This window comes from Proteus hauseri (assembly GCF_004116975.1).
GTDB lineage: Bacteria > Pseudomonadota > Gammaproteobacteria > Enterobacterales > Enterobacteriaceae > Proteus > Proteus hauseri.
In genome coordinates this window covers 2637543-2651978 of the sequence record NZ_CP026364.1, presented here as the reverse complement: position 1 = coordinate 2651978, position 14436 = coordinate 2637543, and the positions used below count along the sequence as shown (strand labels likewise).

Annotated in this window: 10 protein-coding genes and 7 tRNA genes; 14 read left to right on the top strand and 3 right to left on the bottom strand. The window is 39.6% G+C overall.

The annotated features are described in order from the left end of the window. Positions 1-185: 185 nt before the first annotated feature. Together glnS and nagE are read right to left on the bottom strand one after the other, a co-directional pair. Positions 186-1853: a glutamine--tRNA ligase gene (gene glnS, locus PH4a_RS12065; protein ID WP_064719323.1), complete on the bottom strand. Its 1668-nt coding sequence runs from the start codon at positions 1851-1853 to the stop codon at positions 186-188. Positions 1854-2050: 197 nt separating this feature from the next. After that, positions 2051-4093, bottom strand: coding sequence for an N-acetylglucosamine-specific PTS transporter subunit IIBC (gene nagE, locus PH4a_RS12060; protein WP_129040022.1), 2043 nt, complete (start codon positions 4091-4093; stop codon positions 2051-2053). Between the two features lie 353 nt (positions 4094-4446). Between nagE and nagB the strand changes: the two genes are divergently transcribed. The 13 genes from nagB to fghA all read left to right on the top strand — a co-directional run bounded on the left by nagB (position 4447) and on the right by fghA (position 11490). Next, positions 4447-5253, top strand: coding sequence for a glucosamine-6-phosphate deaminase (gene nagB, locus PH4a_RS12055; protein ID WP_064719321.1), 807 nt, complete (start codon positions 4447-4449; stop codon positions 5251-5253). Positions 5254-5377: 124 nt separating this feature from the next. After that, positions 5378-6541 carry an N-acetylglucosamine-6-phosphate deacetylase gene (gene nagA, locus PH4a_RS12050; RefSeq protein WP_129040019.1) on the top strand — a complete coding sequence of 388 codons (1164 nt, stop codon included), beginning with the start codon at positions 5378-5380 and terminating at the stop codon, positions 6539-6541. 9 nt (positions 6542-6550) lie between these two features. Next, complete coding sequence (gene nagC, locus PH4a_RS12045; protein ID WP_129040017.1) at positions 6551-7783, top strand: DNA-binding transcriptional regulator NagC; 1233 nt, start codon at positions 6551-6553, stop codon at positions 7781-7783. Between the two features lie 408 nt (positions 7784-8191). Then, positions 8192-8268, top strand: a tRNA-Met gene (locus PH4a_RS12040). Positions 8269-8276: 8 nt separating this feature from the next. Next, positions 8277-8361: transfer RNA gene (locus PH4a_RS12035), tRNA-Leu, on the top strand. Positions 8362-8388: 27 nt separating this feature from the next. Further along, positions 8389-8463, top strand: a tRNA-Gln gene (locus PH4a_RS12030). Between the two features lie 45 nt (positions 8464-8508). Continuing rightward, positions 8509-8583: transfer RNA gene (locus tag PH4a_RS12025), tRNA-Gln, on the top strand. A gap of 45 nt (positions 8584-8628) precedes the next feature. Then, positions 8629-8705, top strand: a tRNA-Met gene (locus PH4a_RS12020). Positions 8706-8709: 4 nt separating this feature from the next. Next, positions 8710-8784: transfer RNA gene (locus PH4a_RS12015), tRNA-Gln, on the top strand. A gap of 50 nt (positions 8785-8834) precedes the next feature. Continuing rightward, positions 8835-8919: transfer RNA gene (locus PH4a_RS12010), tRNA-Leu, on the top strand. Between the two features lie 276 nt (positions 8920-9195). Continuing rightward, complete coding sequence (locus tag PH4a_RS12005; RefSeq protein ID WP_006537705.1) at positions 9196-9471, top strand: metal/formaldehyde-sensitive transcriptional repressor; 276 nt, start codon at positions 9196-9198, stop codon at positions 9469-9471. Between the two features lie 18 nt (positions 9472-9489). Then, entirely contained in the window at positions 9490-10602 is a 1113-nt protein-coding gene (locus tag PH4a_RS12000) for an S-(hydroxymethyl)glutathione dehydrogenase/class III alcohol dehydrogenase (protein ID WP_129040015.1), read from the top strand. A 57-nt stretch (positions 10603-10659) separates the two neighbouring features. Next, positions 10660-11490 carry an S-formylglutathione hydrolase gene (gene fghA / locus PH4a_RS11995; protein ID WP_129040013.1) on the top strand — a complete coding sequence of 277 codons (831 nt, stop codon included), beginning with the start codon at positions 10660-10662 and terminating at the stop codon, positions 11488-11490. A 100-nt stretch (positions 11491-11590) separates the two neighbouring features. Here fghA and ubiF read toward each other — a convergent pair whose 3' ends face one another. Beyond that, complete coding sequence (gene ubiF / locus PH4a_RS11990) at positions 11591-12775, bottom strand: 3-demethoxyubiquinol 3-hydroxylase (RefSeq protein ID WP_129040011.1); 1185 nt, start codon at positions 12773-12775, stop codon at positions 11591-11593. 211 nt (positions 12776-12986) lie between these two features. Here ubiF and miaB point away from each other — a divergent pair, with 211 nt between their 5' ends. After that, positions 12987-14417, top strand: a complete 1431-nt coding sequence (gene miaB / locus PH4a_RS11985) for a tRNA (N6-isopentenyl adenosine(37)-C2)-methylthiotransferase MiaB (protein ID WP_064719317.1) — start codon at positions 12987-12989, stop codon at positions 14415-14417. Positions 14418-14436: the final 19 nt, after the last annotated feature.

The window sequence follows — 14436 nt, the reverse complement described above, 5'->3', positions numbered from 1 at the left end:
GTGATTTATTATATTGATGATAGAAAATAACTAGTTTTATAAATAAATATAGATTTTATATATTAAAATAAAAAGTAATGCAGTCACTAAACTATTTAATAATAAATAAAACGAGAAAAACAAAAAATGCTCGATAATAAATATCGAGCATTTTATTTAATTAACGCTTAATTGATAAAAACTTATCAGCCTTGCTGAGAAATCTTCGCCCAAGTATCGCGTAAACCGACGGTACGGTTGAAAACAAGTTTATCCGCAGTCGAGAGCTTATCAGCACAGAAATAACCTTCACGCTCAAACTGGTAAGCTTTTTCGATTTCAGCGCCTTTCAGACTACGCTCCACAAAACCTTGACGAATAACTAATGATTCTGGGTTAATCGTTGCTAAGAAATCATCTTCTGCCGCTGGGTTAGCAACGCTAAATAAACGGTCATAAAGACGAATTTCAGCAGGAATAGCATGTGGGATACTTACCCAATGAATAACCCCTTTTACTTTACGTCCATCAGCAGGATCTTTATTTAAAGTCTCTGGGTCGTAAGTACAGTAAATAGTAGTAATTTCACCTTGTTCGTCTTTCTCAACACGGACAGCTTTAATCACATAAGCATTACGTAAACGTACTTCTTTATCTAATACTAGGCGTTTATATTGACGATTGGCTTCTTCTTTAAAATCAGCACGATCAATATAAATTTCACGACTAAAAGGTACTTCACGTGTTCCCATTTCTGGCTTATTCGGATGATTAGGCGCAGTCAGGATCTCTTCGCCTTCTGGCATATTTTCAATCACTAAGCGAACAGGATCGATAACGGCCATTGCACGTGGTGCATTTTCGTTTAAATCATCACGAATACAAGATTCTAACGCGGCCATTTCAACGTTGTTTTCTTGTTTGGTCACACCAATACGCTGACAAAATTCACGAATAGAACTAGCAGTATAACCACGACGGCGTAAACCAGAAATGGTTAGCATACGCGGGTCATCCCAACCTTCAACAATATGCTCTGTCACTAACTGGTTAAGCTTACGCTTAGACATTACAGTGTATTCAAGGTTAAGGCGTGAAAATTCGTACTGACGAGGATGACAAGGAATAGTAATGTTATCCAGCACCCAATCATATAAACGACGATTATCTTGAAACTCTAAAGTACACAGAGAATGTGTGATATTTTCCAATGCATCAGAAATACAATGGGTAAAATCATACATTGGATAAATACACCATTTATTACCCGTTTGGTGATGTTCTGCGAATTTAATTCGATAAAGCACAGGATCACGCATTACGATAAATGAAGATGCCATATCGATTTTTGCACGTAAACAAGCCTTACCTTCTGCAAATTCACCAGCACGCATTTTTTCAAATAGTGCTAAGTTTTCTTCTACGCTACGTGACCGATAAGGGCTATTTTTACCTGGCTCTTTTAATGTACCGCGGTATTCACGGATCTCTTCAGCACTCAGTTCATCAACATAAGCTAAACCTTTATTGATTAGCTCTATTGCGTAATTATAAAGCTGGTCAAAATAGTCAGAGGAGTAATGAATGTTACCATCCCATTGGAAACCTAACCACTGAACATCTTTTTGAATAGAATTAATATACTCAATATCTTCTTTTACTGGGTTTGTATCATCAAAACGTAAATTACATTTACCCTGGTAATCTTGAGCAATACCAAAATTTAAACAAATTGATTTCGCATGGCCAATGTGAAGGTAGCCATTAGGTTCAGGTGGGAAACGGGTATGGACACTGTTATGTTTCCCTGTAGCCAGATCTTCGTCGATAATTTGACGAATAAAATTGGTTGGGCGGGCATCTGCCTCATTCATGGTCATTTTTTCCTCAAAGCAAAACGCATAATTAACCCACTATAATCCAATAAGTGGGTTTCATAAATACCCTAGCGAAATACACCGCCAAGATATTTATCAAAATAGGGATAAAAAAACGGGAAGTTTGAAAGACTCCCCGTTTTATCGTCTTATTTAACCATCTCTTTATAGAGGATTAAATATCTATATGAAATTTATTTTAATACTTTATAGATGACCGTTTTATTTCCAACAACGTCGCCTGATACTTGTTCTGCAATTTTATCGAAATCATCGATATTACTGACAATAACTGGGCTTATCATCGATTTAGCATTGGCATTTAAATAATCAAGATCTAATTCTAATATGCCTTGGCCTAATGTAACCTCAGTGCCTTCTTCGACTAAGCGTTTAAAGCCTTTACCGCCCAAGGTTACTGTATCAATACCCATATGAACGATAATTTCAGCCCCTTCATTAGTTTCAATACAGAATGCATGATTTGTGTCAAAAATCTTGACGACAGTACCAGCCGCAGGCGCCATAACAATGTTAGATGTAGGTTTAATAGCAATACCATCACCCACAACACCACTAGAGAACGCCTCATCAGGTACATCTTTTAATGCAATAACTTCACCATCAAAAGGTGCAATCATATTGAGGACAACTTTTGCATGCGTATTTTCTTTTACTACCGCAGCCTTCTCAGTAGAAATAGAAGATGAGGCACCACCAGCATAAGCAGGAACTGGGCCTTGTGTTAATACATCACGCATTGCGCTAGCAACTAATTCTGCGCGTGTTCCAACAATAACCTGAACACTTTGCTTATTTAAACGGATAACACCTGACGCACCTAAACGTTTAGCATAAGCATCATTAACAATGCTGGAATCTTTTACATTAAGGCGCAAGCGAGTGATACAAGCATCAATACCCGTTAAGTTATCAGAGCCACCAATAGCCGCAATATATTGACGAGCTTCTTGCTGAATACCTTCTTTGCTATTTTTTGGCGCTGTTTTTACATCTTCATCGTAACCATCAGCCGTTTCATCACCAGAGACTTCATCTTCACGACCAGGTGTTTTCAGGTTGAATTTGGTGATAGTGAAACGGAATATACCGTAGTAAATGAAGAAGAAAACAATCCCCTGAACAATCAGCATATACCAGTGAACAGCTAATGGGTTACGTGATGATAAGAACATATCCACCATACCCGCACTAAAGCCGAACCCAGAAATCCATTCCATACTTGCTGCGATATAAACAGAAATCGCCATTAAGAAAGCATGGATAACATATAACACTGGAGCAACGAACATAAATGAGAATTCAAGTGGCTCAGTAATCCCGGTGAAGAATGCAGCAAATGCACCCGCCATCATGATACCCGCAACTTTTGCCTTATGTTCTTTACGTGCACAGTGATAAATCGCCAGTGCAGCACCTGGTAAACCAAACATCATAACAGGGAAGAAACCCGCTTGATAACGTCCCGTAACACCCACTGTAGCTAAGCCAGAATCAATAGCTTGCTGACCGGCAAGGAAGTTAGGAATATCGTTAATTCCAGCCACATCAAACCAGAATACAGAGTTTAATGCATGGTGTAAGCCAACCGGAATTAATAAACGGTTAAAGAATGCATAAATACCTGCGCCTAATGCCCCCATATCTTTAATACTTTCACCGAAGCTGACTAATCCGCCATAAATAACAGGCCAGATATACATCAAAATAAATGCAACGATGATCATTAAGAACGAAGTTAAGATTGGTACTAAACGGCGACCACTAAAGAAAGAGAGCGCACGAGGTAGTTCAACCCCACTAAAACGGTTATAAAGTTCAGCAGATAAAACCCCGACCAGAATACCGACGAATTGGTTATTGATTTTACCAAAAGCGACAGGTACTTCTGCTAGCGGAAGCCCTTTAATCATTGAAACTGCAGCAGGTGAACAGAGTGTTGTGACAACCAAGAAACCCACAAAACCTGTTAAAGCAGCAGCGCCGTCTTTGTCTTTTGACATACCATAAGCAACACCTATAGCAAACAAGACTGACATATTATCGATGATTGCAGCACCAGATTTAATCAGTAAGGCGGCTAGCGCGTTATCGCTCCCCCAACCTACTGGGTCAATCCAATATCCAATCCCCATCAGTATTGCAGCTGCAGGCAGTGTAGCGACTGGCACCATCAGTGCCCGCCCTATTTTCTGCAGATAACTTAAAATATTCACAAACTCCCCCTTGGATAGCCCCTATATTGGGATCTTATTCATACTCATATATATTTTATAACAAAATTGATGAGCTAATTATTTAATTCATTTTTAGTCTAAAAAAATTATTTCGTATCGCAAATTAATTAGTGCTAATTTGTGACTAAAGTCACCAATATCGTATATTTTTTGACTGAAATGCTGGCTAAGTCAGAAAGCTTATTTTATGATTAAAAATATCTTTTCAGTGGACAAGACGTTCATCGACTAAAAAACGAGATAAATTCGTGTTATAGATGAGTCACTGATAATCACACGATGAAATATAACGTACTGAGTTATCAGATTTGTCTTTTTTCTATGAGGTTATTATGAGGTTAATCCCCCTATCCACAGCAAAGCAAGTGGGAAAATGGTCAGCAAATCATATCGTTGAGAGGATCAATGCGTTTAATCCAACGGCTGAACACCCTTTTGTACTTGGTTTACCTACTGGTGGTACACCATTAGCTACGTATAAAGAGTTAATTGAGTTGCATCGTGCAGGAAAAGTCAGTTTTCAGCATGTTGTTACCTTCAATATGGATGAATACATTGGTATTCCTTCTGATCATTCACAAAGTTACCGTACTTTTATGTATGAAAACTTTTTTAACCATATTGATATTAAAGATGAAAATATCAATTTATTAAATGGCAATGCATCCGATCCAACTGCAGAATGTGCACGTTATGAGGCAAAAATTAAGTCTTATGGCAAAATCAATCTGTTTATGGGGGGTGTAGGCAACGATGGTCATATCGCATTTAATGAACCGGCTTCATCTTTAGCATCACGCACCCGCATGAAAACGCTAACAGAAGATACACGTTTAGCGAACTCTCGTTTCTTTGGCAATGATATCAATCAAGTTCCTAAATATGCACTTACTGTGGGTGTGGGTACGTTATTAGATGCCGAAGAATTAATGATTTTGGCAACAGGGTTCAATAAAGCGCAAGCGGTTCAAGCTGCAACTGAAGGCGCAGTGAATCATATGTGGACAATTTCTTGTGTTCAATTACATCCAAAAGCACTTTTAGTCTGTGATGACCCTGCCACAATGGAATTACGTGTTAAAACATTACGTTATTTTCAACAAATCGAAGCGCTAGAGTGTCAGAAATACCAAGATTAAGTTTAGTGATAAGTACCCAATTTATTAAATTGGTGGAAAAAGACTAAACTCTCTTTATTATCAGCCAGTCTTTTCTGGCTGATATCGGATTTTCGATTTACTTCCCTTATCAGGAGACTAAGGTATGTTTGCCTTAACAAATGCTGTTATTTATACAGGTTATGACCGTTTAGAAAATCACGCCATTATTATTAACGGCTCCCGTATTGAGCAGATTTGTCCACAGGACCAACTGCCAGAAAACATTACCGTCCGTGATATGAAAGGTGCAATTCTTTCGCCTGGTTTTATTGATTTACAAGTCAATGGCTGCGGTGGTGTACAGTTTAACGATACACCAGAAAATGTCACCGTTGAAACGTTAGAAATTATGCAAAAAGCCAATGAGCGCTTAGGTTGTACAAGCTATCTACCTACTTTAATTACCTGTTCTGATGAGTTAATGAAAATAGGGATTGAAGCAACTCGTACCTATATGAAGAAACATAAAAATAAGGTATTAGGTCTGCATTTAGAAGGTCCTTATATTAATGTGATTAAAAAAGGGACCCATGATCCTCAATTTATTCGCCAACCAAGTGCCGATATGATTGACTATTTATGTCATAACGCCGACGTTATTACTAAAATCACTCTTGCACCTGAAATGGTTGATGAAAAATATATTCGTCAATTAATTCAAGCAGGCATTGTTGTTTCAGCTGGCCATTCTAACTCTACATATGAAGAAGCTCGTAAAGGATTCCGTACGGGGATTTCATTATCGACCCATCTTTATAATGCCATGCCTTATATTACAGGCCGAGGTCCAGGCTTAGTTGGCGCTATTTATGATACACCAGAGGTATATGCTGGTATAATTGCCGACGGTTTACATGTTTCATGGGCAAATATTCGTAACAGTAAACGTTTAAAAGGCGAAAAGCTGCTCTTAGTGACAGATGCAACCGCACCTGCTGGGCTAGATCCTAATAAAAATGAGATGGATAGCTTCGTTTTCGCAGGAAAAACCATATATTATCGTAATGGTCTTTGTGTTGATGCTGATGGCACATTAAGTGGCTCATCGCTTACCATGATTGATGCGATAAAAAATAGCGTTATTCATGTTGGCATTCCATTAGATGAAACATTGCGAATGGCAACACTTTATCCTGCTCGAGCTATCGGCGCTGATAAAGAACTAGGCACAATTGAAGCAGGAAAGGTTGCTAACCTCACTTCATTTGATAAGGACTTCAACCTTTGTACTACTTTTGTCAATGGTATTGAAATAACAGATAACTAATGGGTGTATATGCTGATGAGTCATAACAACACTGAAACGCAAATTGGCAATATCGATCTTGTTAAGCAACTTAACAGTGCGATAGTTTACCGGCTAATTGATCAACACGGGCCGATTTCCCGTATCCAAATTGCCGAACAAAGTCAGTTGGCCCCTGCCAGTGTCACTAAAATTACTCGTCAGCTACTAGAGCGCGGATTAATTAAAGAAGTTGACCAACAAGCTTCAACCGGCGGGCGTCGTGCAATTTCTATTGTCGTTGAGCATCGTAACTTCAATACAGTGAGTGTGCGTTTAGGACGTAACGATGTCACCCTTGCGCTTTATGATCTTTCAGGCAAAGTGTTGGTTGATCAGCATTATCCTATCGAACAAAGCACTCAGCATGAAATAGAACTACGACTCATTAATGCTATTGATGATTTTATTAAACAAAATCAACGTCGCATTCGTGAGCTTATTTCTATTTCAGTGATTTTGCCAGGATTGGTTGATCCTAATAAAGGAATTGTCCGTTATATGCCTCATATGAAGGTTGATAATTGGGCATTAGTTGAAAGCCTTGAAAAACGCTTTAGCCTTCCTTGTTATGCGGGACACGATATTCGCAGCCTAGCCTTAGCAGAAAATTACTTTGGAGCTACCCGCAATTGTGAAGACTCCTTATTAGTGCGCATTCATCGAGGTGCCGGTGCTGGTGTTATTATTAATAATAAGATCTTACTCAACCAACGAGGCAACTTAGGCGAAATTGGCCATATCCAAATAGATCCTCTTGGTGAACGATGCCACTGTGGCAATTTTGGTTGCTTAGAAACGATAGCTTCGAATCCCGCAATAGAAGCAAAAGTACGCTATCAGCTGGAGCAAGGCTATCCAAGCCAGTACTTATCGCCAACGCAGTGTCAAATCCAAGACATCTGCCGTGCGGCAGTAAAAAATGATCCTTTGGCCGTTGAGACAATTAAACAAGTAGGCTTACATTTAGGTAAAGCAATAGCCATTGCCATCAACTTATTTAATCCACAAAAAGTTGTACTTGCAGGTGAGTTAACAGAAGCTGCTGAAATATTATTCCCTTCTATTCAAAGCTGTATTAACACACAAGTGTTAAAGGAATTTAGAGAAGAACTACCAGTGGTAATTTCAGAGCTTGACCATCGTTCTGCAATTGGTGCCTTTGCACTAACAAAACGAGCGATGCTCAATGGAGAACTTCTCCAGCACCTACTAGAAAAGTAACTTTTTAACTTAAAACCAGCCATTGTAAGAAAAACGAGCAATTTATGCTGTTTGAGAGTTAAAATCGTTTTAAAATTCAGCAAGTAACTACAGAATATAATAAATAAGCGCAGCTATTTTTACTGCGCTTTTTTTATTTAGCCATTTCATCGCTTTCTTACGCCATATTAATACTGGCCGTTTCTCTTATTCCTTTGTTTTTTCTTTTTATTAAATTCCTCTCACCGTATTTTTTTATTATATTTTTCATCAGCAAGGTTGTTTTTTGGATCTTTTTTCGACAAAATGATTAACCATCGAGCAAACGAACACGTTTCTTGAAAATTAATGCAAAAAGCAGTTGACGGAATTGTCTGTAATACGCATAATGCGCCCCGCAACGCCGACGAAGGTTATGCAAAAAAAGATGGCTACGTAGCTCAGCTGGTTAGAGCACAACACTCATAATGTTGGGGTCACAGGTTCGAATCCCGTCGTAGCCACCATCTTTTTTGCGGGAGTGGCGAAATTGGTAGACGCACCAGATTTAGGTTCTGGCGCCGCAAGGTGTGCGAGTTCAAGTCTCGCCTCCCGCACCATTTTAACCATCGTCAGATTTTATCAGTTGGGATATCGCCAAGCGGTAAGGCACCAGGTTTTGATCCTGGCATTCCCAGGTTCGAATCCTGGTATCCCAGCCATATTACTGATAAAATCAATCACGTGTTGACAACTGAATTAGCGGATGGGATATCGCCAAGCGGTAAGGCACCAGGTTTTGATCCTGGCATTCCCAGGTTCGAATCCTGGTATCCCAGCCATATTCTGCTGAATTCAATAATAGTGAGAGGTAAAATTCTCCTATTGGCTATGTAGCTCAGCTGGTTAGAGCACAACACTCATAATGTTGGGGTCACAGGTTCGAATCCCGTCATAGCCACCATTTTTGGGATATCGCCAAGCGGTAAGGCACCAGGTTTTGATCCTGGCATTCCCAGGTTCGAATCCTGGTATCCCAGCCATATTTGAAAGAGAGACTCGCTGAGCGAGTCTTTTTTTCTCCAAGTTGTATGCGGGAGTGGCGAAATTGGTAGACGCACCAGATTTAGGTTCTGGCGCCGCAAGGTGTGCGAGTTCAAGTCTCGCCTTCCGCACCATTGATTATCAAGTGTTTAGCGCAACATAGTGTTAATCACACAATCAACAAATAAGACTCGCAATAGCGGGTCTTTTTTGTTTTTGTCACTTTATCGTTTGATGTTTAACAATATTCTTAACACTATCTCTTTCTTCTCTTACTTTTTGATATTTTTTATCATCAATACCTCTATCTAATTTTAATTGTCTAAGTTCTTTTTATGCTTTTTTTGATCTTTCTGTACATATATTCATACAGATACTATACTCCCCTATAGTATAAAAAAGGATTATATATGCCGCACTCACCAGCAGAAAAAAAAGCCGCGTTAACTCGCGTCAGAAAAATCAAAGGACAGCTTCTAGCCTTAGAAACTGCACTTGAAAATGAAAATGAATGTAGTCAGGTATTACAACAAATCGCTGCAATTCGAGGCGCTATTAATGGCCTGATGGCGGGTGTGCTTGAAAGTCATCTACGAGAGGGGTTAATGGATGCCGTCGCTTCTCCTGAAGACCAAAAAAACTCTGTGGATGATGCCATATCACTTATCCGCACTTACCTGCGTTAATAACTAAAAGGATACAACATGAAATCTCGTGCTGCGGTCGCATTTGGACCAGGAGAACCTTTAAAGATTGTCGAAGTCGATGTTATGCCACCTAAAGCGGGTGAAGTACTGGTTAAAGTCAGTCACTCGGGGGTTTGTCATACAGATGCCTTTACGCTATCAGGAGATGATCCTGAAGGTGTATTTCCGGCCATTTTAGGTCATGAAGGTGCTGGCGTCGTCGTTGAAGTCGGTGAAGGTGTTACCAGCGTAAAACCTGGTGATCACGTTATTCCACTGTATACCGCTGAATGCGGCGAGTGCTTATTTTGTAAATCAGGTAAAACCAATCTTTGTGTAGCTGTACGAGCAACGCAAGGTAAAGGCTTAATGCCGGATGGCACAACTCGATTTTCTTATAATGGACAACCTATTTATCACTATATGGGATGTTCTACCTTTAGCGAATACACCGTTGTTGCAGAAGTCTCTCTTGCTAAAATTAACCCAGAGGCCAATCACGAAGAAGTATGTTTATTAGGTTGTGGGGTTACAACAGGCATTGGTGCAGTTCATAACACAGCAAAAGTACAAGTGGGTGATTCTGTTGCCGTCTTTGGTTTAGGTGGTATTGGCCTTGCTGTTATTCAAGGCGCACGCCAAGCCAAAGCAGGTCGCATTTTTGCTATTGATACGAATCCTGAAAAATTCACACTAGCTCGTCAATTCGGTGCAACAGATTGTTTAAACCCTAATGATTACGATAAACCTATTCAAGAAGTCATTGTTGAAATGACACAATGGGGTGTTGATCATACTTTTGAATGTATTGGCAATGTCAATGTGATGAGAGCAGCTTTAGAAAGTGCGCACCGTGGTTGGGGTCAATCAATCATTATTGGTGTAGCGGGTGCAGGTCAAGAGATCTCAACACGCCCATTCCAATTAGTTACGGGTCGTTCATGGAAAGGTACTGCGTTTGGTGGCGTTAAAGGCCGCAGTCAATTACCAGGCATGGTTGAAGATGCAATGAAGGGTGAAATTGAACTAAAACCTTTTGTTACTCATACATTACCATTAGAAAAAATTAATGAAGCCTTTGATTTAATGCATGAAGGTAAATCAATCCGCACTGTTATTCATTTCGATTAATCATTCACAGATCAGCTGCTTACCTAACGGATCTGTCTTTGCTTTTAAGGAGTTAAAATGGAAAGGATTGAACGTCATGCTTGTTTTGGTGGTTGGCAAGAGGTCTACCAACATAACTCAAACACGTTAAATTGTGAGATGAAATTTGCGGTATATCTTCCGCCAATGAAAGATGGACAAAAATACCCTGTTTTATATTGGCTATCTGGCTTAACTTGTAATGAACAAAATTTTATAACTAAAGCGGGTGCCCAACAATTTGCGGCGCAACATGGCATTGTGTTAGTTGTTTCTGATACAAGTCCCCGCGGTGAACATGTTGCTAATGATGAAGCCTACGATTTAGGTCAAGGTGCTGGTTTTTATCTTAATGCCCTAAAAGCGCCTTGGGATACGCATTACAAAATGTATGACTACATTGTGAATGAATTACCTGAATTGATTGAAGCACATTTTCCCGTTACCAATAAGCGTGCTATTAGTGGACATTCGATGGGAGGGCATGGTGCATTAATGATTGCACTGCGAAATACCGAGCGCTATTGCAGTGTGTCGGCATTTTCACCTATTGTGGCACCTTCACAAGTCCCTTGGGGTAAAAAAGCCTTCAATGCTTATTTAGGGGAAGATACCGCACTATGGCAACAGTACGACACAATAGAGTTACTGAATAAAGCAACAAATCCATTACCAATGCGCATTGATATAGGCCTTGACGATCCTTTTTATCAAGAACAACTAAAACCAGAATTGTTTGCTAAAGTTTGTGATGAAAAACAGTTTGTTTATAGTTTGAAACGACATCAAGGTTACGATCACAGCTACTATTTTGTGACGAGTTTTATTGGTGAGCATATTGCATTTCATGCAAAATACTTAAATTGTTGATTTAATTATAGAAATACAGAACATAGAAAAAATAAATATCGATGCGATGATCTTTCTAAATAAGATCATCGCATGTTTAAGATGTACTTTAACGGTACAATTAAAGCCCTAAAGCATAGCGAAGTGCCGCTTCTTTCGCTTTTCCCGCATGTTGTGCAGCTAATAATCCCAGATTTCTAGCTAATTTTAATCCTGGTAATTGATGGCTAAATGCGTGATAAAACACATCCATTCCAGCCTGCATCACTAAATTATCTGGCATACGTTTACGCTGAAATTTTTTCAGTAATACCATTGAATCCCACGGTTCGTAATGTTTTTTCGCATTGGCGACTAATTCAAGAAAACAATCTACATCGCGATAACCTAAATTCACTCCCTGCCCTGCTAATGGATTAATCGTATGAGCGGCATCGCCCAATAGAATAATTCCTTTATCAACATAGCGGCTCGCATGTTGGCGAGTTAATGGAAATGAACCAGCTGCAATAGGAGTCGCTTTACCTAAACGTTCAGGAAAAGCATGCTGGATCTCTTTTTCTAGCTGCTCCATTGACAGACTTTGCAGTTTTCTGATCTTTTCTGGCGAATCATACCAAACCAAACATGCCCAATGATCAAATAGCGGCAAATAAGCTCGAGGGCCTGAAGGATAAAACCGCTGCCATGTGCCTTTTTCAGGTGGTAACTCTGTTTTTACTGTAATAAGCATACAAGATTGACGATATTGCCAGCCATTGCTGCCAATGCCTGCAAATTGGCGAACTTGTGAATTAGCACCATCAGCACCTACCACTAATTTTGTGGTAACATCAGAGCCATCGGATAACGTTACTTTCCATTTATCATCTAAGTAATTCATTTTACTTAGACTATTGGGACATAACATGGTGATATTGCTATAACGTTGCGCCTCTTGCCATAATGCAAGTTGTAAAATGCGGTTTTCAACCATATAGCCTAATTCAGGTAAGCCAAGGCTTTTAGCATCGAAAATAACATGGGTATTTTCTTCTTCCCATGTTTCAAGTGTTAAGTAAGGCGCAGAGCGCATCGCTAAAACATGTTGCCATGCTCCTAGCTGTTTTAATAAACTAACTGACGCACAACTAATCGCAGAAATACGGATATCAGGATGAGATGACGCATCAAAAGGTGCTGGAGATTGCCGCTCTATCATTGCAACTCGCAACCCTTCTTGCGCAAGCCCTATTGCAACGGCAGCGCCAATCATTCCGCCACCCGCGATGATTACATCAAAATCGTTTTTTACATTACTCATCATTGTTATGCCATAACTCATTACTTTAAATAATAGGTAAGCGCTGTTTCTGCTTATATAAATTATATAAAACTAAACGCCATAAAGAATTAGCGCCGAACTTACTCTAGTCACTGACCACACAAATGACTACAATAACCGTCTTATTGGCTTATTACACGCAACGTTTTCCAGTGATGGTCAATTGTCTCACTGAAAATACCGGATTTACACAATGTCGACGATAAAAAAACTGTACATTAAAACTTGGGGCTGTCAGATGAATGAGTACGATTCATCCAAAATGGCAGACCTACTCGAAAGCACTCACGGTTATCAGTTAACCGATGTCGCCGAAGATGCGGACATTCTACTGCTAAATACCTGTTCTATCCGTGAGAAAGCACAAGAAAAAGTCTTTCATCAGCTAGGACGTTGGAAATATTTTAAAGATAATAAACCTGATATTATTATTGGTGTTGGTGGTTGTGTTGCTTCTCAAGAAGGCGAATACATCCGTCAACGCGCGCAGTGTGTCGATATTATCTTCGGGCCACAAACACTACACCGTCTACCCGAAATGATTAATCAGGTTAAAGGGACAAAAAGTCCTGTCGTTGATATCAGCTTCCCTGAAATTGAAAAGTTTGACCGTTTACCAGAACCTCGCGCTGATGGCCCTTCTGCTTTTGTTTCAATAATGGAAGGCTGTAATAAATATTGCTCATTCTGTGTAGTACCTTATACACGAGGCGAAGAAGTTAGCCGCCCTTGTGATGATGTGCTGTTTGAAATTGCACAACTTGCCGCACAAGGTGTCCGTGAAGTTAACTTATTAGGTCAAAACGTCAATGCTTATCGCGGTGCCACCTTTGATGGCCAAATTTGCAGCTTTGCGGAATTAATTCGCTTAGTTGCTGCGATAGATGGTATTGATCGTGTTCGTTTTACCACCAGCCATCCTATTGAATTTACAGACGATATCGTTGCTGTTTATGAAGATACACCAGAGCTAGTTAGCTATTTACATTTACCTGTACAAAGTGGTTCAGATCGTATTTTAACATTGATGAAGCGTAATCATACCGCACTTGAATATAAGAGCATCATTCGCAAATTACGTAAAGCACGCCCTGGTATTCTGATAAGTTCTGATTTTATCATTGGTTTCCCGGGTGAAACACAAGAAGACTTTGAAAAAACAATGCAATTAATTGCAGACGTTAATTTCGATATGAGCTTTAGTTTCATCTACTCAGCTCGTCCTGGTACACCAGCAGCTGATTTGCCTGACGATGTCAGCGAAGATGAGAAAAAACAGCGCTTATATTTACTCCAGCAACGCATTAATCAACAAGCAATGAGCTTTAGCCGTGCCATGATTAATACAGTACAACGTATCCTCGTTGAAGGCCCTTCTCGTAAAAGTGTTATGGAGCTTTCAGGTCGTACTGAAACTAACCGAGTGGTTAACTTTGAAGGTACGCCAGATATGATTGGTAAATTTGTTGATGTTGAAATTGTTGACGTTTATGCCAACTCATTGCGCGGTAAAGTTATCAGAACAGAAGATCAAATGGATTTACGTTCCCATGAATCACCTGAATCTGTAATTGCTCGTACTCGTAAAGAAGATGAATTAGGTGTAGGTGTTTACCACCCTTAATTTATTAGACTTAACAAAA

Excerpts from the sequence above, each read along its gene's own strand:
- fghA (WP_129040013.1), top strand. The coding sequence starts at position 10,660 with ATGGAAAGGATTGAACGTCATGCTTGTTTTGGTGGTTGGCAAGAGGTC.
- PH4a_RS12000 (WP_129040015.1), top strand. The coding sequence starts at position 9,490 with ATGAAATCTCGTGCTGCGGTCGCATTTGGACCAGGAGAACCTTTAAAG.
- miaB (WP_064719317.1), top strand. The coding sequence starts at position 12,987 with ATGTCGACGATAAAAAAACTGTACATTAAAACTTGGGGCTGTCAGATG.
- nagC (WP_129040017.1), top strand. The coding sequence starts at position 6,551 with ATGCTGATGAGTCATAACAACACTGAAACGCAAATTGGCAATATCGAT.
- PH4a_RS12005 (WP_006537705.1), top strand. The coding sequence starts at position 9,196 with ATGCCGCACTCACCAGCAGAAAAAAAAGCCGCGTTAACTCGCGTCAGA.
- ubiF (WP_129040011.1), bottom strand. The coding sequence starts at position 12,775 with ATGATGAGTAATGTAAAAAACGATTTTGATGTAATCATCGCGGGTGGC.
- nagB (WP_064719321.1), top strand. The coding sequence starts at position 4,447 with ATGAGGTTAATCCCCCTATCCACAGCAAAGCAAGTGGGAAAATGGTCA.
- glnS (WP_064719323.1), bottom strand. The coding sequence starts at position 1,853 with ATGAATGAGGCAGATGCCCGCCCAACCAATTTTATTCGTCAAATTATC.
- nagA (WP_129040019.1), top strand. The coding sequence starts at position 5,378 with ATGTTTGCCTTAACAAATGCTGTTATTTATACAGGTTATGACCGTTTA.